We start from the raw sequence: 21,603 nt of genomic DNA, 5'->3' as shown, positions 1-21,603 counted from the left end.
GCATGTTGATCTGGCTCAACGCCGGCTCGTGATAAAGTCGCCGCCCATCAGACCTTTTGCTTTGAGACGACGAACGCAATGACCGATTTCCAGGATGTGGATGCCCAACTTGAAGACTGGAGCGCCCTGCGTGCCAGCGCCTCGTTTGGCGGCCTGTTGGTGGGTAATGGCGCCAGCCGTGCGGTGTGGGACGACTTCGGCTACGACTCGCTGTTCGAGAACGCCCGCACCGTCGAAGAAAAACCCCTGAGCCAGTCCGAACTGAGCGTGTTCGAGGCGCTTCAAACCCGCAGCTTCGAACAGGTGCTGAGTGCGCTGAAAGCCACCAGCCGGGTGAACAAGGCCCTGGCCGTCAGCTCCGCCGCGCCACGCAATCGCTACTACGCGATCAAGGAAGCGCTGATCAACACCGTACACGCCGTGCACATCCCGTGGCGGCTGGTACAAGCCTCGACCCTGACAACGATCAATCAGGAGCTGAGCCGCTACAAGACGGTGTTTACCACCAACTATGACTTGCTCAACTACTGGGCGATTCAGCAACAGCCAGACGCGATCACCGACCTGTTTCACGGCGCCGAGGCGAGCTTCGACCTGAGCGCCAGCGCCGCCGACAAACCGCGTTTGCTGTACCTGCACGGTGGCCTGCACCTGGTGCGCAATCAGGACGGCACGGCGCGCAAGCTGACCTCCACCGAAGGCACGCTGCTGGGCAGTTTCGCGATCAACAATACGATCAAGACGCTGGACGACGTGCCGCTGTTCGTCAACGAAGGACCGGCGCAGGACAAGCTCAAGACCATTCGCAGCTCGGATTACCTGTCGTTTTGCTACGACCAGTTACTGAGGCACGGTGACGGGTTGTGCATTTTCGGGCATGCATTGGGTGAGCAGGACAGCCACATCGTGCATGCCTTGCGTCAGGCCAAACCGAAGGTGGTGGCGATCTCGATCAATCCGCGCAGCAAGGCGTTCATCCAGCACCAGAAGCGGCATTACGCGAAGGTGTTCGAAGGGACCGGGGTTGAGTTGCGGTTTTTTGATTCGAAGACGCATGGATTGGGCAGTTCGAAGCTGTCGGTGCCGGTCGAGGCTTAATGGCGACAGATCTACCGCTTTCGCGAGCAGGCTCGCTCCCACATTTGGAATGCATTTCCCTGTGGGAGCGGGCTTGCTCGCGAAGGCGCCAGGACAGGCAACTCATTCTTCCGCGCTGTGAACCACCACCAGCAACTGCGCCTGAACCTCCCCCACCGACCGAATCCGATGCGGCTTCTGCGCGTTGAAATGCAGCGCATCCCCGCGGTTGAGCAGCACCCGCTCGCTCACGAAGTCCACTTCCACCTGCCCTTCGTGGACAAACAGAAACTCCTCCCCAAGGTGTTCCTTGAAGGTCTTGTCGGTGAACTGCGCCGGCGGATAGATGATGAACGGCAGCAGGCTGCGCTCACTGACCTGATGAGCCAGCACCGCATAACCCGGACTCTGGTCATTGGCCGCCAATGACTGGCGCTCATCACTGCGCACCAGGCTATAGCTGTCGAGGCTGACGCGGTCTTCGGAGAACAATTCCTCGACGTTCACATTCAGCGCCTTGGCCAGCTTCAACGCGGCGGCAATCGACGGCGTGTTCAACCCGCGCTCGACCTTGGACAGATAACTCTTGGTCATGCCGGACTTTTCGGCCAGCGACTCCAGTGTCACGCCAAGTTTTTTTCTCAGTAATTTCAAACGGATAGACATGTAGAGCGATTAATCCATCAAGGAGGCAACGATTTGTCCTTGCCAATGACACAATGTGTCATATAGCCTCTTTAGTGTCATTTGCAGTCACCGACGACTTTGCGAGGAACCGGTGAACCGTAAACCGACGTCCATTGAACCACCCAAAGGACACGATATGGCCAAGACATTAGCACTCCCCAAAGACCAACTGGTCAAGCAGGCACTGAGCCAGATGCAAAACACCCTGGCGGATAATACGTGGACCGACCGACAAAAGCTGGCCCTCACCTGCCGCATCCTGTTCGAGAACGGGCATGACTCCGGCCTGGCCGGGCAGATCACTGCCCGCGGCCCGCAGCCTGGCACCTATTACACCCAACAATTGGGTCTGGGTTTCGACGAAATCACCGCAAGCAATCTGCTGCTGGTCAACGAAGACCTGGAGGTACTCGAAGGCCATGGCATGCCCAACCCGGCGAACCGTTTTCACAGCTGGGTTTATCGTGCCCGGCCGGATGTGAACTGCATTATCCACACTCATCCGACCCACATTGCCGCGCTGTCGATGCTTGAAGTACCGCTGCAGATTTCCCACATGGACCTCTGCCCGCTCTACGACGATTGCGCGTTTCTGGAAGGCTGGCCGGGTGTGCCGGTGGGCAATGAAGAAGGCGAACTGATTGCCGGTGCCTTGGGCGACAAGCGGGCGATTCTGCTTTCCCATCATGGCCAATTGTCCACCGGCACCAGCATCGAAGAAGCCTGTGTCATCGCGCAATTGATCGAGCGCGCCGCAAAGTTGCAGCTGTTGGCCATGGCGGCCGGCGAGATCAGACCGATCTTGCCAGCGCTGGGTCGCGAGGCCCATGACTGGATTTCCAGACCGAAACGCCACGGCGCCGCGTTCAACTACTACGCCCGGCAGAACCTGCGTCAACACGCCGATTGCCTGAACTGAACCCACTCATTTTTGAAGGAGCGACACCATGTCGACCCCCAACATTCACGGCATCATCGGCTACACCATCACCCCGTTCAGCGCCAACGGCGAGCAGGTCGACCTGGCCGCCCTCGGGCGCTCCATCGACCGTCTGATCGACAGCGGCGTCCACGCCATCGCGCCGCTGGGCAGCACCGGCGAAGGTGCTTACCTGAGCGATGCGGAGTGGGATCAGGTCAGTGAATTCAGCATCAAGCACGTGGCCAAACGGGTACCGACCATCGTCAGCGTATCCGACCTGACCACTGCCAAAGCCGTACGCCGCGCTCGTTTCGCCGAGGCTCACGGGGCCGACGTGGTCATGGTGCTGCCAGCTTCGTACTGGAAACTGACCGAGGCGGAAATCCTCGCCCACTACCGCGCCATCGGTGACAGCGTCGGTGTGCCAATCATGCTCTACAACAACCCGGCCACCAGCGGCACTGACATGTCGGTGGAGTTGATCCTGCGGATTTTCAATACCGTGGACAGCGTGACCATGGTCAAGGAAAGCACCGGCGACATTCAGCGCATGCACAAACTGCAGCTGCTGGGCGACGGTCAGGTGCCGTTCTACAACGGTTGCAACCCGCTGGCACTGGAAGCGTTTGCGGCCGGGGCCAAAGGCTGGTGCACGGCAGCACCAAACCTGATCCCGCAGCTCAATCTGGCGTTGTATGAGGCGGTCTTGGCCAACGACCTGAACACGGCGCGAGCGCTGTTCTATCGTCAGCTGCCGCTGCTGGACTTCATCCTCAAGGGCGGCTTGCCGGCCACCATCAAGGCCGGCCTGAGCATGACCGGCCTCGAAGCCGGCAATCCGCGGCTGCCGGTTTTCCCGCTGGGTGACGCGGGACACAGTCAACTGCAAGGCTTGTTGACCGCATTGCGCTGATCGTTCAGCACACACAAAACTCCCCCTGTGGAAGCGGGCTTTCTCTCACAGGGGGGGTGCGCCGGGTCTGAAGATTGTGATCAAAGTACTGGCAACGTCTTGTCCTTGATCACTTTCGTCGGCCCGTTGGCCTTGACGCTGGCGATGCCTTTTTCCCGCGCTGCTTCCGATGAATAGGCTTCGCTGCTGCCAATGATTTCGTGATTGGCGGCCTTGAGGTTGAAATACGGATGACCGTCCTTGGTGGTCTTTTTTTCGTAGCGTTCGTCCAGCGGGCTGTTGTTCTGCACGGCGGCAATGCCGTTGTCGGCACCGCCGCGGCTGGTGTATTGCTCGCCGACGAGAATGGTTTCGGCGTTGGCCGCTTTCAGCACAAACCGAAACTGACCGCTGCTGGTCTTACTCACTTCGTACCATCCGGACATGGTGCTGCTCCTGTCGATTGATCCCGTGAAAGTCGCCTTCCATTAAAGACCGTCTACCCAGTTTAGCCACCGCCCATATCAGGCAATCATTGTCACAGGCTCGGCTACTTCACTGCCGTACGAACCACCGCCAACCCCGCCCCAACCACCCGTCGCTGACTCAAATAGCGCATGCAACTCACCCGCAGGAACGAAGCGAAATTCACTACCTCGCCGCGATAATCCATCACCTCTTCATACAGCTTGGCGATCAGTTGATTGGTGGTCATGCCATCCGCTTCGGCAATCTCGCTGAGGATGTCCCAGAACTGATTCTCCAGGCGCAGCGTGGTCACCACCCCGCAGATGCGTAACGAGCGGGAGCGCGATTCGTAGAGAATCGGGTCGGCTTTGACATACAGCTCGCACATGCGTGGGGCCCTCGTTACAGCGTGATTTTGGTGCCCAGCAAACCGAGGAAACCGGCAAGCCAGTTCGGGTGTGCCGGCCAGGCCGGAGCAGTGGCCAGATTGCCTTGAACGTGGCCTTCGGTCACGGCAATGTCGATAAACGTACCACCGGCCAGGCGTACTTCAGGGGCGCAAGCCGGGTAGGCACTGCACTCACGGCCTTCAAGAATCCCCGCCGCCGCCAGCAACTGCGCGCCGTGGCAAACAGCAGCAATCGGCTTGCCGGCCTGGTCGAACGCGCGCACCAGGTCCAGGACTTTCTCATTCAGGCGCAAGTACTCCGGCGCACGACCGCCGGGCACCAGCAGCGCGTCGTAATCGGCGGCATCGACCTTGGCGAAATCGAAGTTCAGGGCAAACAGGTGACCGGGTTTTTCGCTGTAGGTCTGATCACCTTCGAAGTCGTGAATCGCTGTGCGCACGGTCTGGCCGGCGGTTTTTTCCGGGCACACGGCGTGCACGGTGTGGCCAATCATCAGCAGCGCCTGAAACGGCACCATCACTTCATAGTCTTCGACGTAGTCGCCGACCAGCATCAGTATTTTTTTCGCAGCCATGGGATGAACTCCTCGGGGAAAAGCGTGGGCTTGCAGGAGTATTCAAGGTAGCCCTTATCCGTCAGGTCGGGTAATACCCAGCTACTACGGGCCACCCGTTCCGGATTCAGCCTTTGTGGCGAGGGAGCAGGCGCTCTGACCACAGGTATCGCGGCAACTGTACGGATATTTCCGTGCACAGCTGTAAGCGCGAAACCCAACGACTTTGTGGCTAGATGAAGACCTTCCCGCCACTCTCGATTCTGGTTGCCATCATGTCCTCACGCGAAAACACCGGCATGGCCCTGGGCCTGCTCGGCGTTGTGATTTTCAGCCTCACCCTGCCCTTTACACGCATCGTCGTGCAGGAAATTCATCCACTGCTCAACGGCCTGGGCCGGGCGTTGTTTGCGGCGGTGCCGGCAGCGTTGCTGTTGCTGTGGCGGCGGGAGAAATGGCCGACCTGGGCGCAGGTCAAAGGCCTGACGCTGGTGATCGCCGGGGTCATTCTTGGCTTTCCGGTGCTGTCGGCGTGGGCCATGCAAACCTTGCCGGCGTCCCACGGTGCACTGGTCAACGGCCTGCAACCGTTGTGCGTCGCACTGTATGCCGCCTGGCTGTCTCACGAACGCCCATCAAAAGCCTTTTGGGCCTGTGCCGCCTTGGGCAGCGCACTGGTACTCGGTTATGCGCTGATCAGCGGTGCCGGCAGTATCCAGGCCGGGGATTTGTTGATGCTGGGTGCGATTGCGGTGGGCGGCCTGGGCTATGCCGAGGGTGGCCGACTGGCCAAAGAGATGGGCGGCTGGCAGGTGATCTGCTGGGCGCTGGTGTTGTCCACACCTCTTCTGATCGGACCGGTGCTGTACCTGGCGCTGCAACATCAGGGCGCGATTTCGGCCAGAACCTGGTGGGCCTTTGGCTACGTGTCGTTGTTCTCGCAGTTCATCGGCTTTTTCGCCTGGTACGCGGGGCTGGCGATGGGCGGTATTGCGCGGGTCAGTCAGATTCAGCTGTTGCAAATATTCTTCACGATTGCGTTTTCGACGCTGTTCTTTGGTGAACACGTCGAGCCGATCACTTGGCTGTTTGCGGCCGGAGTGATCGTGACGGTGATGCTGGGGCGCAAGACCACGATAAGTCCTGCACGCGTGGCAAACGCATGACCTGTGGGAGCGGGCTTGCCCGCTCCCACAGGGTTAGAGGTAGCCGTCGGCCCGCAGCAGCGTCTCCAGGCAATGCTCGCTGATGTGATAGAAATCCTTCAGCGCCTGAATCTTCACCAGCAACTGGGCCGGATCCACCGGCTCGGCGCGTTTGACCGCCAGAATCATCTTGTTCTTGTTGGTGTGGTCCAGTGAGATGAACTCGAACACCTTGGTCTCGTAACCGCAGGCTTCGAGGAACAACGCACGCAGGCTGTCGGTGACCATTTCCGCCTGCTGACCCAGATGCAGCCCGTATTGCAGCATCGGCTTGAGCAACGCCGGGCTCTGGATTTGCAGGCGGATCTGCTTGTGGCAGCACGGTGAGCACATGATGATCGAGGCGCCGGAACGAATGCCGGTGTGAATCGCGTAATCGGTGGCAATGTCGCAGGCATGCAGGGCGATCATCACGTCCAGCTCGCTGGGCGCCACGCTGCGGACATCGCCGCACTTGAACACCAGCCCCGGATGCTCCAGCTTTGCGGCAGCGGTATTGCACAGGTTGACCATCTCTTCGCGCAACTCGACACCGGTGACTTCGCCTTCGGCGTTCAGGGTGTTGCGCAGATAGTCGTGAATAGCGAAGGTCAGATAGCCCTTGCCTGAACCGAAGTCCGCCACCCGAACCGGCTTGTCCAGCGCCAGAGGCGAAGACGTCAGCGCATGGCTGAATACTTCAATGAACTTGTTGATCTGCTTCCATTTGCGCGACATGGCCGGAATCAGTTCGTGCTGCCCGTTGGTCACGCCCAGGTCCTTGAGGAACGGCCGGCTCAGGTCGAGGAAGCGGTTTTTCTCGCGGTTGTGTTCGGCGGACGGCACTTCACGCAATTGCTGGGGTTTGCTCTTGAACAGCGAACTCTTGCCCTTTTTGCTGTATTCGAGCTGGGCTTCGTCAGTGAGCGTCAGCAAATGCGCATTTTTAAACGACACCGGCAGCAAAGCGGCAATGGTCGCCACGCCTTCGGCCAGCGGAAAATTCTTGGTGATGTCGCGGGTCTTGTAGCGATAGACAAAGGACAGACAAGGCTGATCCTTGACCGTCAGTTGCTTGATGATCAGTCGCTGCAAGTCCGCCTCAGTGCCGACATACTTGGCCAGCACCAGTTTGATGAAGGCGTTGTGGTCAAGACTGGTCTGCAGCAGGTCGACGAACTGCGCATGGTGATCCGGCGCGAGGCTGGTGGGAGTAGCGGTAACGGACATGTAAAAATCGCCTCGGCGGTGCGAATCGGGGAGTGACCGGTATTTTAGGGGGGATGACGCTTCAGGGCACGGGGTTATTTTGCTCCAGGTCCCGGTCACGCCGACCAAGACCTGAATAACACTCACTGAAACCTCAGGGCTCCACCAGCCGAAGCTTGCGATTGGTCGGCGCGTTGATGACGTATTTGACAATCAGCCCCACCGGCACCGCCCAGGTCAGACCGTTGGCGGGGTCCGTGACCACGGCCACCGTCTCGGAGCTGGCGGCAATATCCAGTCGCCGACGATCGTTGCTGGATTTGAGAATTCCATAGGCATGACTGACCAGTCTTTCCGCCATGTGCATCGGCACATCAACACTCTGCAAGTGCTTCACGGCACGACAGAACAGCACCTGATCATCGATCAATACATCGCCTTCATGACGGGCAAGAAATGCCTGGGCGATCGCCAGTAACTCCTCATTCAGTTGCGGACTCTCATCGACCTCTTTCATGCTCAAGCCTCCAGTATCGCTTCCATCGGCGGGGGGGGCGGTGCAACAGGCCGCGCGGCACGACGCAGGTCCGGCCCGGCGCAAGGCAAATGCACATCCGGGTTGGGCATGCCACTGGGCGACAGCTCATGAGTCATTTCGAACTCGGCCCGCACCGACCAGCCGCAAGCTTCCGATGTACATTGCAGATACGCCACCCGCAGGAAAATATGACGGCCTTCGCTGGTGCGAATGCGCATCCGGCTCAGGCAGTGCGGACACACCATTTTGTAGGTACTCATACTTGATTCCCGACAGTCATTTGGTGGTAATCGACTTGATCAAAAGCAATACTGCTTGAAGCATTGATCGCTCCAGCCCGGACTCGCGAATAACATCTGTCAGACACAAGGAAGTGCAACGGGCAGCCAAGTAATTCGCACAGACCGGTTTGTAGGAAATTTGCTCTGATACCATTAGGAAGTTTCGACATCGCATTCTTCTGATTCATAGTTGACGATTGCTTGCTTACTCATGCAAAAATACTCATTGCGCATAATTTATGCACTCAAAAAGCATATGTCAAAAGGAAGAGGCTCAAATTGCGTAGCAAAAAATCTCAAGCTGTCCTGGCGCGACTGAAGCACGTTACCGGCACAAAAACTGACGTTTCTCTGTCTTCTGCGCTGCAGATCAGTCCTCAAACGCTTAGCAGCTGGAAAGGCCGCGATAGCACGCCGTACTCATTATGCGTAGAAATAGCACAAACGCGAGGCATCTCTCTTGACTGGTTGTTACTGGGTGAGGGGCCGATGTTGCGGCATGCACCCGCCGCTCCCGCCCAAACCGGTCAAGAAAATACAAAGCGTGAGGACAATATTCTTGGCCTATGGCGGATGCTCGATGAAGATGAGCGTTGCGCCATACAAAGTGCAATGGAGGAAAAGAAACGTCTGCGCGACATGGAACTCAAACTTTCAGAAATGACCGCTATCCTGACCGCACTTCAACACTCCATCGATTCGTAACCCCTGAATTATTCGACATTCCGGTACTTCAAGACCCGCCACAACAGAGCGATGTTGCCACCGCAGCGAAGAATCAGTGCGCACGACAAAACACTCACAATGGCATGCCATGGGCTCACTGACGCGAAGTCCAGAAGTACATCGATACCGGCGAGACAAAACATCCCTCCGCACAAACTGATCACCAGTGCCTCGCGCCAACGATGACGCGCTTCGTCACGCTGGTAACAGGCCAGCCTGAAGGCGCTCAGCAAATGAGCCACCCCCGTCACAAGCACCAGTACAACCATCGTATCGCCCATCACCCACGCCCCCTGAGGTGCCGAATGATTTCGCCGATCCCGGCACCGTCGATCCATTGCATGAGCTTGATGCTGACGGGAATAACCACCAGCGCACAGAAAAATGCGGTCACGCCCCCGGTCAGAAACGGCACCAGCGGCAACGCCACGGGGGTAAAAAGATAGCCGACACCCGCCGACAGCAACCAGGAGCCGATACGTTGCCAGGCCTTGAAGTTGCTACGCGTGGTGGTGACAAGCCATGCCCCGAGCGCCGCACCGAACAGCACCTCCCCGTCGATCACGGGCAGAGTTGCGACGCCTACTCCCAACAACATCGCACCGATACTGTTGTAGGCTGAATCAGTCAGGCTCATGGGCGCCTCGCTGATCGTTTTTTCCGACGGGAATGACGCCCAACTCAATCGCCTTGAGCAATGCGGCGCTGCGGGAACTGACAGCGAATTTGCGGCGAATATTGGCGAAGTGAAAATTGATCGTGGCTTCGGAGCAATTCTGGATCCTGGCGATTTCCCAGGATGTTTTTCCCTGAAAAAACCACATCAGGGTTTGTATTTCCTTATTGGTCAGCTGGGCCGGTGGGATATTCCCCTCCTCACTGGCCGACGCACAAACCAACGGGCCGAGCGGTTGATGCATTGACATGACAAGCACTCCCTCTATGTCAAAACGCCCGTCACAGGGCGCTCGCTAATAGAGAAAGATCTTGAAGACAAGCCTTGGGCCAGACAACGCGCGGGGGTTGTAAACAGGCGCCTTACATAATCAGCGCTAGCCCAGCACCACCAACCGATTCGGCAACTCGTTACGCACCTGCGTCACCGGCACATGCACCTTGAGCAACTCGCCGCAGGCCTCGATGCACGTTACAAAACCCTGCAACGTCTGCCCCTGCTTCACCTGGCGGGTGAACGTCGCGACAATCGGATCCCAACACTGTCCGTCCACGTGCCTGGATATCCCCTCATCCACCAGAATCTCCACATAACGCTCGGCCTCGCAAACAAAAATCAGCAGGCCGGTGCCGCCGACGGTGTGGTGCAGGTTCTGCTCCAGAAACTGCCGCCGCGCCAGGTTTGACGCCCGCCAGTGGCGCACCGAACGCGGGATCAGATGGGTAGTGACTTGCGGAATACGGAACACCAGGCACAACACGATGAAGCTGGCCCACTGCACCAGCAGCAGGCTGTGCATGGTCAAGATACCGGTGAGGTAATGCACGACACCCGGCACCACCAGCGCCAGCAGACTGGCCCACAGCAGCGGGATGTAGGCATAGTCGTCGGCACGGGCCGCGAGTACGGTGACCAGTTCGGCGTCGGTGTCGCGCTCGACCCGGGCAATCGCCTCGGCGACTTTGCGTTGTTCGTGTTCAGTGAGTAATGCCATGGTTATGAATGCCTGCTGTTTATTGTTATGAGCCACCGCGCGATTACCAGCCGCCCGACGACCCGCCGCCGCCGAAACCGCCCCCGCCGCCGCTGAAGCCCCCGCCGCCACCGCCGCCACCAAAACCGCCCCCGCCGAAACCACCGCCCCCGGAGCCGCCCCGGCCGGTGGGCAGGATACCGAGCATCTGGCAGATGAACACGATCAGGATGAACAGCATCACCAAAAAGATGAAGACGCCAGGGTGACGCGAGACGAAGTCGTCCTGCGGATCGCCCCGCGACTCATAAACCGTTGACGGCTCGTCCAGCGCATTGCCGCCCAGCACCACCAGCATCGCCGCGACCCCGTCGCTGATGCCCTTGCTGAAATTGCCAGTCTTGAACGCCGGCGTGATCACCTGATTGATGATCACCGAACTCTGGGCATCGGTCAGGCGGTCCTCCAAACCATAACCGACTTCGATCCGCAGCTTGCGCTCGTCACGGGCGACGATCAGCAGCGCGCCGTTGTTCTTGTCCTTCTGGCCGATGCCCCAGGCGCGACCGAGCTGATAACCGAAGTCGGCGATGTCGGCGCCTTGCAGGTCGGGCACTGTCACCACCACCAGTTGCTCGCCGGTAGCGGCTTCATGGGCCTGGAGCTGTTGCGACAGCTGCTCGCGCACCGCCGGCTCGATCATCTGGGCGTTGTCCACCACCCGCCCGGTCAGCGCCGGGAACTTCAACTCGGCCTGGGCCGTGACGGCAAACACCCAGAGCAGACACACCAGGCCCATCTTCAACACACGCATTGGCAACCTCATCCGTGGTGACGCTCGCAGGCGTTCAGAACTTCACTTGCGGTGCTTTTTCGGCATCGGGCGTGGTCGCCTCGAAGGTTTCACGAATCGGCAGATTGCTGTACATCACGCTGTGCCACAGACGCCCCGGAAACGTGCGGATTTCGGTGTTGTACTTCTGCACGGCGAGGATGAAATCCCGGCGCGCCACGGCAATACGGTTCTCGGTGCCTTCCAGTTGCGATTGCAACGCCAGGAAATTCTGGTTGGCCTTGAGGTCCGGGTAACGCTCGGAGACCACCATCAGGCGACTCAGGGCACCGGTCAGTTGATCCTGGGCCTGCTGGAACTGTTTGAGTTTTTCCGGGTTATCCAGCGTGCTGGCATCGACCTGGATGGACGTGGCCTTGGCACGCGCCTCGACCACCGCCGTCAGGGTGTCCTCTTCATGCTTGGCATAGCCCTTGACGGTTTCCACCAGGTTGGGGATGAGGTCGGCGCGGCGCTGGTACTGGTTCTGCACCTGGGCCCACGCGGCCTTGGCTTGTTCGTCGAGGGTCGGAATTGTGTTGATGCCGCAGCCGGCCATCAGCGTGGTCAGCAACATCAGGACTGCAACCCGCAGGCCTGACCGATAGTGGTGTCGTACATTCATCTGGTTGACGCTCCCTTTGCCCATTACGTTGAAAAACTGCCGAGTCCCCGTGAACCGGGCTTACGAGGCAAAATCTGCCGCCGCCACTGGATTGCAGCGTGCCAATGGGCTAAAAGATGCCCAGCAATATTCGGTTGTGACACCGTAGCCCACAAGAAGGTGCTGCAATAAGTAGTACAACACCCGAACAACAATAGTCGCTCCCTACATTTTGGCTGACCGGCGCGTATTCACGGCCGTTTAGGCTTTAGAGAAAACCATTCATGAAGAAGCTGTGTTTGCTGGGTCTGTTCGTCAGCCTGGCCAGTCAAACCGTATTGGCCGCCACGACCCCCGCACCTCTGGAAAACAAGGACGCCTTCATCAGCAACCTGATGAAGCAAATGACCCTCGATGAAAAGATCGGCCAGCTGCGCCTGATCAGCATCGGCCCGGAAATGCCCCGCGAGATGATCCGCAAGGAAATCGCCGCCGGCAACATCGGTGGCACGTTCAACTCCATCACGCGTCCGGAAAACCGTCCGATGCAGGATGCGGCCATGCGCAGCCGGTTGAAGATCCCGATGTTCTTCGCCTATGACGTGATCCACGGCCACCGCACCATATTCCCGATCCCGCTGGCCCTGGCGTCGAGCTGGGACATGGACGCTATCGGCCTGTCCGGGCGCATCGCTGCCCGGGAAGCCGCTTCCGACAGCCTCGACCTCACCTTCGCGCCGATGGTCGACATTTCCCGCGACCCGCGCTGGGGCCGCACCTCCGAAGGCTTTGGCGAAGACACCTACCTTGTGTCGCGCATCGCTGGGGTGATGGTCCGGGCCTTTCAGGGTTCGGGTGCCAACGCCGCTGACAGCATCATGGCCAGCGTCAAGCATTTCGCCTTGTACGGCGCAGTCGAAGGCGGTCGCGACTACAACGTCGTCGACATGAGCCCGGTCAAGATGTACCAGGACTACCTGCCACCGTACCGCGCCGCCATTGATGCCGGCGCCGGCGGGGTGATGGTTGCCCTGAACTCGATCAACGGGGTGCCGGCCACCGCCAACACCTGGCTGATGAACGACCTGCTGCGCAAGGACTGGGGCTTCAAGGGCCTGGCGGTCAGCGACCACGGGGCAATTGTCGAGCTGATCAAGCACGGCGTTGCCGCTGACGGTCGCCAAGCCGCGAAGCTGGCGATCAAGGCCGGCATCGACATGAGCATGAACGACACCCTGTACGGCAAAGAGCTGCCAGGGCTGTTGAAGGCCGGCGAGATCGAGCAGAAAGACATCGACAACGCCGTGCGTGAAGTGCTGGCCGCCAAGTACGACATGGGCCTGTTCAAGGACCCGTACCTGCGCATCGGCAAGGCCGAGGATGATCCGGCCGACACTTATGCCGAAAGCCGTCTGCACCGCACCGAAGCCCGCGACGTCGCGCGCCGCAGCCTGGTGCTGCTGAAAAACCAGAACGAAACCCTGCCGCTGAACAAAACCGCGAAGATCGCCCTGGTCGGCCCGCTGGCCAAGGCGCCAATCGACATGATGGGCAGTTGGGCGGCAGCCGGCAAACCGGCGCAGTCGGTGACGCTGTTCGACGGCATGAGCCGCGCACTCGGCGACAAATCGACGCTGATCTACGCCCGTGGTGCCAACATCACCAGCGACAAGAAGGTCGTGGACTACCTCAACTTCCTCAACTTCGATGCCCCGGAAGTGGTGGACGATGCCCGTTCAGCCCAGGAGATGATCGACGAAGCCGTGAAAGCGGCGAAGCAGGCTGACGTGGTAGTCGCAGCGGTAGGCGAATCCCGTGGCATGTCCCACGAATCGTCGAGCCGCACCGACCTGAACATCCCCGCCAGTCAGCGCGAACTGATCAAGGCGTTGAAAGCCACCGGCAAACCGCTGGTACTGGTGTTGATGAATGGCCGGCCACTGTCGATTCTCGAAGAGAAGGACCAGGCTGACGCGATTCTGGAAACCTGGTTCAGCGGCACCGAGGGTGGCAACGCCATCGCCGACGTGCTGTTCGGCGACTACAACCCATCGGGCAAACTGCCCATCACTTTCCCGCGCTCGGTGGGTCAGATTCCGACCTACTACAACCACCTGAGCATTGGCCGGCCGTTCACGCCGGGCAAACCGGGCAACTACACCTCGCAGTATTTCGATGACACCACCGGCCCCCTGTTCCCGTTCGGTTTCGGCCTGAGCTACACCGACTTCAGCCTGAGCGACATGGCGCTGTCGTCCACCACCCTGAACAAGACCGGCAAACTCGACGCCACCGTCAGTGTGAAAAACACCGGCAAGCGTGATGGCGAAACCGTGGTGCAGCTGTACATTCAGGACGTGACCGGCTCGATGATCCGTCCAGTCAAAGAGTTGAAGAACTTCCAGAAGATCATGCTCAAGGCCGGCGAACAGAAAACCGTGCACTTCAGCATCAGCGAGGATGACCTGAAGTTCTACAACACCCAACTCAAATACGCGGCGGAGCCGGGCAAGTTCAACGTGCAGATCGGCCTGGATTCCCAGGACGTGACGCAGCAGAGTTTTGAGTTGCTGTAATCGCGCAAACACCGCAAAACCCTGTGGGAGCGAGCCTGCTCGCGAAGAGGCCATAACATTCAACATCGCTGTTGACTGTTAAACCGCCATCGCGAGCTGACTCGCTCCCACAGTGGTTATAGGGTGTTTGGAATATTGGGTTTACCCCCGACGATCCAGCAGATTCACCACCAACCGATCCACCCACCCCCACACCCGCTGCTTGACCCGCCGCCAAAACGGCCGGCGCTGCCACTCTTCCAGACTGACCCTCTGGCTCAAGGCAAAATCCTTCTCGAAACTCGCCGCCACTGCCGTCGTCAATCCCGAGTCCAGCGCTTCCAGGTTGGCCTCCAGATTGAAGCGCAGATTCCAGTGATCGAAATTGCACGAACCAATGCTGACCCAGTCATCCACCAGCACCATTTTCAGGTGCAGGAAGCACGGCTGATATTCGAAGATCTTCACCCCGGCCTTGAGCAGGCGCGGGTAGTAGCGGTGCCCGGCGTAGCGCACTGACGGGTGATCGGTGCGCGGCCCGGTCAGCAACAGGCGCACGTCGATGCCCCGTGCGGCGGCCTTGCGCAGGGAGCGGCGGATTTTCCAGGTCGGCAGAAAGTACGGCGTAGCCAGCCAGATTCGCCGCTGGCCGCTGTTCAAGGCGCGAAACAGCGACTGCAAGATGTCTCGATGCTGGCGGGCGTCGGCATAGGCGACACGCCCCATGCCCTCGCCCACGGACGGCACTCGCGGCAGGCGCGGCAAGCCGAAGTGCGCAGCGGGTTTCCAGGCGCGGCGATAGCGGTTGGCCATCCATTGACGGTCGAACAGCAACTGCCAGTCGATCACCAATGGGCCGATGATTTCCACCATCACCTCGTGCCACTCGCTGGTGTCCTGACCGGGCGTCCAGAATTCGTCGGTCACCCCGGTGCCGCCTACCACTGCCAGGCGCTGGTCTACCAGTAACAGCTTGCGGTGATCGCGATAGAAATTGCCCACCCAGCGCCGCCAGTTCAGACGGTTGTAAAAGCGCAGTTCAACCCCGGCCGTGGTCAGGCGTTGACGCAGATTCAGGGTGAAGGCCAGGCTGCCGTAATCGTCGAACAGGCAGCGCACTCGCACGCCACGTTCGGCGGCTTGCACCAGCGCCTGAACCACGGCTTCGGCACAGGCGCCCGCCTCCACCAGATACAGTTCCAGTTCTACCTGCTCTACGGCGTCGGCAATCGCCGCCAGCATCCGCGGGAAAAACTGCGGACCGTCGATCAGCAGCTCGAAGCGATTACCGTCACGCCATGGAAAAATTGCGCCGCGCATGTCAGCGCGCCGTGAAAATCAGCACCGCACCCACCGGCACCGACAGGCTGATGGCCGACAGACCGGCGACCTTGCGCAAACTGTCCAGCCCCGGCGCCAGATCGAAGTCCTCGGCATTGATCACCAGCGGCTCCAGCGTCACCACCTGAAAACGCCGGTCATCGAGGCGGGTCGCCAGCAGCTCGGCGTTGTAGCTGTGTTGCTTGCCGTGCAGCGCGACCGTCAGCGGCAGCCTCAGCTCAAGCTGCGCGCCGGAGGCGAGATCGTTGATCGGCCGCAGATCGATCTGCGCGCTGATCAACGCATTGGGAAATGCCTGGATCTCGAACAAATCCTTGCGCATGCGCTCATCGCGCAGCGGGATGCCGCTGTTGACCGAGTCCAGCTCGACCTCGACCTGCGCCAAGCCCTTGGCATCGACCTTGCCGTGCAACACCAGGAAGCGCTGCACCTCGGAGATGTTGGCGTTTTTGGTGCTGATGAACGATAGCCGCGATGACTCGCCATCCAGATACCAGTCGGCATGCGCCGACAACGTGGCACCGGCCAGCAGCAGGAACGCGAAGACGTTACAGGGGAACCGCGTGGACATAGAGACTCGTGGGGCAGATAAACCTGCGTGAACCATAACTGGCTTGGGGCGGGATGCAAACTGTCTGTTGCCACGAAACGCCTGTGAAAGCCCATTCCCTTATGATCAGGAATCCTTGTGGCGAGGGGGCTTGCCCCCGTCCGACTGCGAAGCGGTCGCAAACCATGACGACGCACGGTATCTGAAAGAATGTCGGGGCCGCTTCGCAGCCCAACGGGGGCAAGCCCCCTCACCACAAGTCAAGGTTGCAGGCGGCAGCCCTGCCGTTCACCGAGCCACTGCGCCGTGTTCGTGCGCCCCATGCCGCTCACTGTCACCTGTTTGCTCGCCCTGTCATCGACAAACCCGCTAAAGGGCAACCACTGCTTCACATAGCGGTGGCAATACCCGACATCGTTATTCATCACATACCGGCACGAACAATATTCCTTGGCGGTGTAGGCACTGATGATGTCCGGGAACGCCCAGAGCGCTGCCCGCTCCCGCCAACCCCACCCCAGCAAAACCACCAGCAACAGCAACAACAAGGTGGCGAACGGGCGCCGTCGAACAAAGCGGCGAGCGCTCATGGTTGCACCTTCTCGGCAAAGGCCTTGAGCACACGTTTGAGCAGTTCGTTGTGCTGATAACTGCCGTCGCGGTCATCGCCATAACGGACAATCACCAGTTTCTCGCCGGGAATCACGTACAGCGCCTGGCCCCAATGTCCCAACGCGGCAAACGCATCGGCAGGCGCATCCGGCCAGGGTTGCGTCGCGCCGTCCAGCGCTCGATTGAGCCACCACTGGCCGCCCGGCACCGCCGCGTCCTGATGCGCTTTATAGCCGGCAAACGGTTCGCGGTTGAACGCAATCCAGTCTCTTGGCAGCAACTGTCGGCCCCCCCAGCGACCGTCGCGGGCCATCAACAGGCCGATCCGCGCCAGATCCCGGGCCGTGAGATAGGCATAAGAAGACGCGACAAATGTCCCGCTGGCATCGGCTTCCCAGACGGCGTGGTGAATCCCCAGCGGCTCGAACAGCGCGCGCCATGGATAATCCGCATAGCGGTCGGGGCCGACGATGGCTTTCAGCGCCGCCGCCAACAGGTTGCTGTCGCCACTGGAATAACGAAACGCCTGACCGGGCTCGGCATAAGCCTCGAACCCGGCGGTGTAGGCAGCCATGTCGCGATGACCACGGGTGTAGAGCATCGCCACCACCGACGACTTCAGCGGCGCGTATTCATAGTCTTCCTGCCAGTCCAGGCCCGAGGCCCAGTGCAGCAGATCGGCGAAGGTGATTGCCGGATGATTTTCCAGCGCCGGGTAGAACTTCACGACCGGGTCTTGCAGCTTGAACAGGCCTTCGCCATAGGCCACACCCAACACCGTGGCCATCAGGCTTTTGCTGATGGACCACGTCAGGTGCGGGGTGTCGGCCGTCGTCGGGCCGGCGTAGCGTTCGTAGATCAGTTGACCGTCGCGGATGACCAGCAAGGCGTCGGTACGCACGCCTTGGCGAGTGTCGTCGTCGCGGGTCGGGAAGGCGTAACTTTCCAGCGCTTCAAGCGCCGGGCCGGTGACTTTCGGACCGGTTGACCACTGCTCGGCGGGCCAGTTTTCGGCGTGGGCCGACAGGCTGAGCAGCAGCATGAAGATCAGGGACAAGCCTTTGGACATTGGCAGGGGCTCGGGGAGAAGAACCTGCTGAGCCTAGTCGAGGTTGATGACAGTTTTGAAGTTTGTGTCGTGGCTGACACCGCCTTCGCGGGCAAGCCCGCTCCCACAGTGGCTCGCTGTCGAACGCCAGTGCTGTGTTCACCCAAGATCACTGTGGGAGCGGGCTTGCTCGCGAAGGCGGTGGGTCAGTCAACGGCAATGGCGGCTGACGAATGGTGTGGCTAAGACAGTTGCTCCCACATTGGATCGCTGTCGAACGCCAGTGCTGTGTTCACCCAAGATCACTGTGGGAGCGGGCTTGCCCGCGAAGGCGGTGGGTCAGTCAACGGCAATGGCGGCTGACGAATGGTGTGGCTAAGACAGTTGCTCCCACATTGGCTCGCTGTCGAACGCCAGTGCTGTGTTCACCCAAGATCACTATGGGAGCGGGCTTGCCCGCGAAGGCGGTGGGTCAGTCAACGGCAATGGCGGCTGACGAATGGTAGGGGCAAGACAGTTGCTCCCACATTGGCTCGCTGTCGAACGCCAGTGCTGTGTTCACCCAAGATCACTGTGGGAGCGGGCTTGCCCGCGAAGGCGGTGGGTCAGTCAACGGCAATGGCGGCTGACGAATGGTAGGGGCAAGACAGTTGCTCCCACATTGGCTCGCTGTCGAACGCCAGTGCTGTGTTCACCCAAGATCACTGTGGGAGCGGGCTTGCCCGCGAAGGCGGTGGGTCAGTCAACGGCAATGGTGGCTGACGAATGGTGTGGCTAAGACAGTTGCTCCCACATTGGCTCGCTGTCGAACGCCAGTGCTGTGTTCACCCAAGATCACTATGGGAGCGGGCTTGCCCGCGAAGAGGCCGGTCAATCCAGCGAAGATCCCAGCGCCTTGGCCAGCCGCTTGCCCCGCGCCCCTGCGGCCAGGTCGATCACCGCTCGATCGCGCTGCCACATCGCCGCCCACAACGGCGGCCCGTCAGCCATTGCCTGATCAATCTCAGCCTTCAACCCTTCGAACTGGGCAAACAACCCACCCAGCAGCACATGCCCCGCCGGATTGTTCGGCGGCTGCCGGCTGACTTCCGCGCAGCCGGCCAGCAAGGCCAGCAAACGCAGCAGCAACGCCTGCGGCCAGTCGCTGTCCTGCCCGACGCCATACAGCCACGCGGTCAACGCACTCAACACATAGATGTCTTCCAGGGTGCGGAACGGTTTGACGTACGCATCCCAGCCATCCCCCGCCAGCAACTCGCACAACACGTTGTCGAGAAACACCCGACCGTGACTGACGTCCGGCATCAACGCGATGGCCGGGAGTTTTTCCAGACGCACACCCGGCTCACCGGGATAGACCACCGCCAGGCTCAGGCGCGGGTCTTCACCGGGTGCCTCGCTGCGGGCGGCGATCAACAGCCAGTCGGCGGCATCGCCAGCGGTGACGAAATCCTTGCGCCCGCTCAGGCGCAAATCGCTCAGGCGGGTTTGCATGTCTGCCGGGCGCAGGCTGCGCTGCTCGGTCGCACACAATGCCCCAAGACTTGGCGGCGCGCTGGGCCAGAGCATGCGCAGTGCCGCCTGATAACCCACCAGGAATGCCAGGCCCGGCGTTGCCATCAGGCGAGCGCCCGCCACCGCCAGTTCGAACGGCGAAACGCTGCCCAACTGGTGCAACAACGTCGCAAAGCCTTCCGCCAGATCGGGGTTGGCGGGCAGGCGTTCACGGCGATTCAACAGGGTTTGCCAGGGCATCAGAGGCTCCTCGTGGGCTGTCATACAAGCATCACCAAAGCTTCATGGCGATGACACCGGGGCTACATAGCCTGACTTTGCACAACACGGCTGCATAAAGAAAGTCGATCGGCTGCAACCCACGACGGGTGAACGGCCCGTACGGAGATTCGCAATGACTCAGATCGCCCGCATCAGCGACACCGGCAATGAACGCCGCCTGCAAGCCGAACGCCTGATCGGCATCGAGGCCTTGCAGGAAGCCCAGGCCTTGCGCTTCAACGTGTTCAGCGGCGAATTCAACGCCAAACTGAAAGGCGCGGAGCTGGGTCTGGACATGGATGACTATGATGTTCACTGCGCCCACATCGGCGTGCGTGACTTGAACACCGGGCGTCTGGTAGCGACCACCCGCCTGCTGGACCACACCGCCGCCAGCAGCCTGGGCAAGTTCTACAGCGAAGAAGAGTTCAGCCTGCACGGCCTGGTGCATCTGCAGGGCCCGATTCTGGAAATCGGTCGCACCTGCGTCGATCCGGCCTACCGCAACGGCGGCACCATCGCCGTGCTCTGGGGCGAACTGGCCGAAGTACTGAACCAGGGCGGCTACAGCTACCTGATGGGCTGCGCGAGCATCCCGATGCAGGACGGCGGCATTCAGGCCCACGCGATCATGCAGCGCCTGCGCGAACGTTATCTGTGCACCGAACACCTTCGGGCCGAGCCGAAAAAGCCGCTGCCGACCCTGGATATCCCCTCCAACGTCATCGCCGAAATGCCACCGCTGCTCAAGGCCTACATGCGCCTGGGCGCGAAAATCTGCGGCGAGCCGTGCTGGGACGAAGATTTCCAGGTCGCCGACGTGTTCATCCTGCTCAAGCGTGATGAGCTGTGCCCGCGCTATGCCAAGCACTTCAAGGCTGCCATGTGATGAATCGCCTACGGGTGTACGCGCGGATTGCGCGAGTGCTGTTTGTGGTGGGACTGGGCCTGAGCATGGCCGGCCTGTTCGGCATATTCGAGCGTCTGGGGATTGCCCATTCGATGGTCCGGCGCCAGCGCTGGTCGCGGTTCTTCATGGCGCGCCTGGGCAATGCCCTGCCCTTTCGCGTGACCGTGCACGGTGAACTGCCGAAAGTGCCGATGCTGTGGGTCAGCAATCACGTGTCGTGGACCGACATCCCATTGCTGGGCATGCTCACGCCGATGTCGTTTCTGTCCAAGGCCGAGGTGCGTACCTGGCCGGTAGCGGGCTGGTTGGCGGCCAAGGCTGGGAGCCTGTTCATCCGCCGGGGCTCAGGCGACAGCCAGTTGATCCGCAAGCAGATGACCCGCCATCTGCAACAGCAACATCCATTGCTGATGTTCCCGGAAGGCACCACCACCGACGGCCGTTCGTTGCGCACCTTTCATGGTCGCCTGCTGTCGGCGGCAATTGATTCTGAAGTGGCGATGCAGCCAGTGGCGATTCGCTATGCACGCGACGGCGAAATCGATTCGCTGGCGCCGTTCATTGGCGATGATGATTTGCTGTCGCACCTGATGCGTCTGTTCGGCAATGACCGCGGTGATGTGCAGATTCATCTGCTCAAGCCCATCGATTGTCAGGGCCGGGAGCGAGCAGCGCTGGCGTTCGAGGCACAGCAGGCGGTGCAGAGGGTGTTGTTTGGGGACGCTCCCGAAGCACGTCCGGTTCCGTTACGCCCGGCGATTGCTGCTTGATCCTGATTG

At 60.3% G+C, this 21,603-nt stretch carries 26 protein-coding genes; 8 read left to right on the top strand and 18 right to left on the bottom strand.

Annotated features, from left to right (window positions below; genetic code table 11):
- Positions 1-78 precede the first annotated feature (78 nt).
- Positions 79-1,098, top strand: coding sequence for a DUF4917 family protein (locus POF45_RS23105; protein ID WP_282316846.1), 1,020 nt, complete (start codon positions 79-81; stop codon positions 1,096-1,098).
- Between the two features lie 102 nt (positions 1,099-1,200).
- Here POF45_RS23105 and POF45_RS23100 read toward each other — a convergent pair whose 3' ends face one another.
- Positions 1,201-1,743, bottom strand: coding sequence for a helix-turn-helix domain-containing protein (locus tag POF45_RS23100; protein ID WP_259500279.1), 543 nt, complete (start codon positions 1,741-1,743; stop codon positions 1,201-1,203).
- A 157-nt stretch (positions 1,744-1,900) separates the two neighbouring features.
- Here POF45_RS23100 and POF45_RS23095 point away from each other — a divergent pair, with 157 nt between their 5' ends.
- Together POF45_RS23095 and POF45_RS23090 are read left to right on the top strand one after the other, a co-directional pair.
- Positions 1,901-2,683, top strand: a complete 783-nt coding sequence (locus POF45_RS23095) for an aldolase (RefSeq protein ID WP_259500277.1) — start codon at positions 1,901-1,903, stop codon at positions 2,681-2,683.
- 28 nt (positions 2,684-2,711) lie between these two features.
- Positions 2,712-3,599 (top strand): dihydrodipicolinate synthase family protein, encoded by an 888-nt coding sequence (locus POF45_RS23090; RefSeq protein WP_282316845.1) that lies wholly within the window; start codon positions 2,712-2,714, stop codon positions 3,597-3,599.
- An 80-nt stretch (positions 3,600-3,679) separates the two neighbouring features.
- On the opposite strand, the gene POF45_RS23085 is transcribed toward POF45_RS23090, so the two are convergent.
- The 3 genes from POF45_RS23085 to POF45_RS23075 all read right to left on the bottom strand — a co-directional run bounded on the left by POF45_RS23085 (position 3,680) and on the right by POF45_RS23075 (position 5,030).
- A complete protein-coding gene (locus POF45_RS23085; RefSeq protein WP_259500273.1) occupies positions 3,680-4,024 on the bottom strand; it encodes a YegP family protein in 345 nt (114 codons plus the stop codon).
- A gap of 104 nt (positions 4,025-4,128) precedes the next feature.
- On the bottom strand, positions 4,129-4,434 hold the full coding sequence (locus POF45_RS23080) for a ribbon-helix-helix domain-containing protein (RefSeq protein ID WP_259500272.1): 306 nt from the start codon (positions 4,432-4,434) through the stop codon (positions 4,129-4,131).
- A 14-nt stretch (positions 4,435-4,448) separates the two neighbouring features.
- Positions 4,449-5,030 carry a DJ-1/PfpI family protein gene (locus tag POF45_RS23075; RefSeq protein ID WP_282316844.1) on the bottom strand — a complete coding sequence of 194 codons (582 nt, stop codon included), beginning with the start codon at positions 5,028-5,030 and terminating at the stop codon, positions 4,449-4,451.
- Between the two features lie 254 nt (positions 5,031-5,284).
- On the opposite strand from POF45_RS23075, the gene POF45_RS23070 reads away from it, so the two are divergent.
- Positions 5,285-6,175, top strand: a complete 891-nt coding sequence (locus tag POF45_RS23070) for a DMT family transporter (RefSeq protein WP_259500268.1) — start codon at positions 5,285-5,287, stop codon at positions 6,173-6,175.
- Positions 6,176-6,208: 33 nt separating this feature from the next.
- Here the strand turns inward: POF45_RS23070 and POF45_RS23065 are convergent, their stop codons facing one another.
- From POF45_RS23065 to POF45_RS23055, 3 genes are all read right to left on the bottom strand, one after another.
- On the bottom strand, positions 6,209-7,423 hold the full coding sequence (locus tag POF45_RS23065) for a class I SAM-dependent methyltransferase (protein ID WP_282316843.1): 1,215 nt from the start codon (positions 7,421-7,423) through the stop codon (positions 6,209-6,211).
- A gap of 133 nt (positions 7,424-7,556) precedes the next feature.
- On the bottom strand, positions 7,557-7,919 hold the full coding sequence (locus POF45_RS23060) for a hypothetical protein (protein ID WP_259500263.1): 363 nt from the start codon (positions 7,917-7,919) through the stop codon (positions 7,557-7,559).
- A gap of 2 nt (positions 7,920-7,921) precedes the next feature.
- Positions 7,922-8,200, bottom strand: a complete 279-nt coding sequence (locus POF45_RS23055) for an Ogr/Delta-like zinc finger protein (protein ID WP_259500261.1) — start codon at positions 8,198-8,200, stop codon at positions 7,922-7,924.
- Positions 8,201-8,500: 300 nt separating this feature from the next.
- On the opposite strand from POF45_RS23055, the gene POF45_RS23050 reads away from it, so the two are divergent.
- Positions 8,501-8,926 (top strand): helix-turn-helix domain containing protein, encoded by a 426-nt coding sequence (locus POF45_RS23050; protein ID WP_259500259.1) that lies wholly within the window; start codon positions 8,501-8,503, stop codon positions 8,924-8,926.
- 8 nt (positions 8,927-8,934) lie between these two features.
- Here POF45_RS23050 and POF45_RS23045 read toward each other — a convergent pair whose 3' ends face one another.
- The 6 genes from POF45_RS23045 to POF45_RS23020 all read right to left on the bottom strand — a co-directional run bounded on the left by POF45_RS23045 (position 8,935) and on the right by POF45_RS23020 (position 12,053).
- Positions 8,935-9,228 carry a phage holin family protein gene (locus tag POF45_RS23045; RefSeq protein WP_282316842.1) on the bottom strand — a complete coding sequence of 98 codons (294 nt, stop codon included), beginning with the start codon at positions 9,226-9,228 and terminating at the stop codon, positions 8,935-8,937.
- On the bottom strand, positions 9,228-9,584 hold the full coding sequence (locus tag POF45_RS23040; protein ID WP_259500254.1) for a putative holin: 357 nt from the start codon (positions 9,582-9,584) through the stop codon (positions 9,228-9,230). The genes POF45_RS23045 and POF45_RS23040 overlap by 1 nt, the downstream gene beginning before the upstream one ends.
- Positions 9,571-9,873: a helix-turn-helix transcriptional regulator gene (locus tag POF45_RS23035; protein ID WP_431978615.1), complete on the bottom strand. Its 303-nt coding sequence runs from the start codon at positions 9,871-9,873 to the stop codon at positions 9,571-9,573. The genes POF45_RS23040 and POF45_RS23035 overlap by 14 nt, the downstream gene beginning before the upstream one ends.
- 126 nt (positions 9,874-9,999) lie before the next feature.
- On the bottom strand, positions 10,000-10,617 hold the full coding sequence (locus tag POF45_RS23030; RefSeq protein WP_259500250.1) for a TPM domain-containing protein: 618 nt from the start codon (positions 10,615-10,617) through the stop codon (positions 10,000-10,002).
- A 43-nt stretch (positions 10,618-10,660) separates the two neighbouring features.
- Complete coding sequence (locus POF45_RS23025; RefSeq protein WP_282316841.1) at positions 10,661-11,410, bottom strand: TPM domain-containing protein; 750 nt, start codon at positions 11,408-11,410, stop codon at positions 10,661-10,663.
- Between the two features lie 34 nt (positions 11,411-11,444).
- Positions 11,445-12,053, bottom strand: a complete 609-nt coding sequence (locus POF45_RS23020) for a LemA family protein (protein ID WP_282316840.1) — start codon at positions 12,051-12,053, stop codon at positions 11,445-11,447.
- Positions 12,054-12,316: 263 nt separating this feature from the next.
- Between POF45_RS23020 and bglX the strand changes: the two genes are divergently transcribed.
- Positions 12,317-14,608 (top strand): beta-glucosidase BglX, encoded by a 2,292-nt coding sequence (gene bglX / locus POF45_RS23015; RefSeq protein WP_282316839.1) that lies wholly within the window; start codon positions 12,317-12,319, stop codon positions 14,606-14,608.
- 141 nt (positions 14,609-14,749) lie between these two features.
- Here the strand turns inward: bglX and POF45_RS23010 are convergent, their stop codons facing one another.
- The 5 genes from POF45_RS23010 to POF45_RS22990 form a co-directional block, all read right to left on the bottom strand.
- Positions 14,750-15,907, bottom strand: coding sequence for a phospholipase D-like domain-containing protein (locus tag POF45_RS23010; protein WP_259500244.1), 1,158 nt, complete (start codon positions 15,905-15,907; stop codon positions 14,750-14,752).
- A 1-nt stretch (position 15,908) separates the two neighbouring features.
- Entirely contained in the window at positions 15,909-16,499 is a 591-nt protein-coding gene (locus POF45_RS23005) for a YceI family protein (protein WP_282316838.1), read from the bottom strand.
- Between the two features lie 239 nt (positions 16,500-16,738).
- Entirely contained in the window at positions 16,739-17,068 is a 330-nt protein-coding gene (locus tag POF45_RS23000; protein WP_282316837.1) for an amidase, read from the bottom strand.
- Positions 17,065-18,159, bottom strand: a complete 1,095-nt coding sequence (locus POF45_RS22995) for a serine hydrolase domain-containing protein (RefSeq protein ID WP_282316836.1) — start codon at positions 18,157-18,159, stop codon at positions 17,065-17,067. The genes POF45_RS23000 and POF45_RS22995 overlap by 4 nt, the downstream gene beginning before the upstream one ends.
- A gap of 849 nt (positions 18,160-19,008) precedes the next feature.
- Positions 19,009-19,893, bottom strand: a complete 885-nt coding sequence (locus POF45_RS22990) for an acyl-CoA dehydrogenase middle domain-containing protein (protein WP_282316835.1) — start codon at positions 19,891-19,893, stop codon at positions 19,009-19,011.
- Positions 19,894-20,047: 154 nt separating this feature from the next.
- Here POF45_RS22990 and olsB point away from each other — a divergent pair, with 154 nt between their 5' ends.
- Together olsB and POF45_RS22980 are read left to right on the top strand one after the other, a co-directional pair.
- On the top strand, positions 20,048-20,803 hold the full coding sequence (gene olsB, locus POF45_RS22985) for an L-ornithine N(alpha)-acyltransferase (RefSeq protein WP_259500234.1): 756 nt from the start codon (positions 20,048-20,050) through the stop codon (positions 20,801-20,803).
- Positions 20,803-21,594 (top strand): lysophospholipid acyltransferase family protein, encoded by a 792-nt coding sequence (locus POF45_RS22980; RefSeq protein WP_282316834.1) that lies wholly within the window; start codon positions 20,803-20,805, stop codon positions 21,592-21,594. Before olsB ends, POF45_RS22980 begins: the two co-directional genes overlap by 1 nt.
- Positions 21,595-21,603: the final 9 nt, after the last annotated feature.

This window comes from Pseudomonas fungipugnans, from assembly GCF_029955235.1.
In the GTDB taxonomy this organism is placed as follows: Bacteria; Pseudomonadota; Gammaproteobacteria; order Pseudomonadales; family Pseudomonadaceae; genus Aquipseudomonas; species Aquipseudomonas fungipugnans.
The sequence above is the reverse complement of the archived record's forward strand: the minus strand, read 5'-3'. Positions and strand labels throughout refer to the sequence as shown.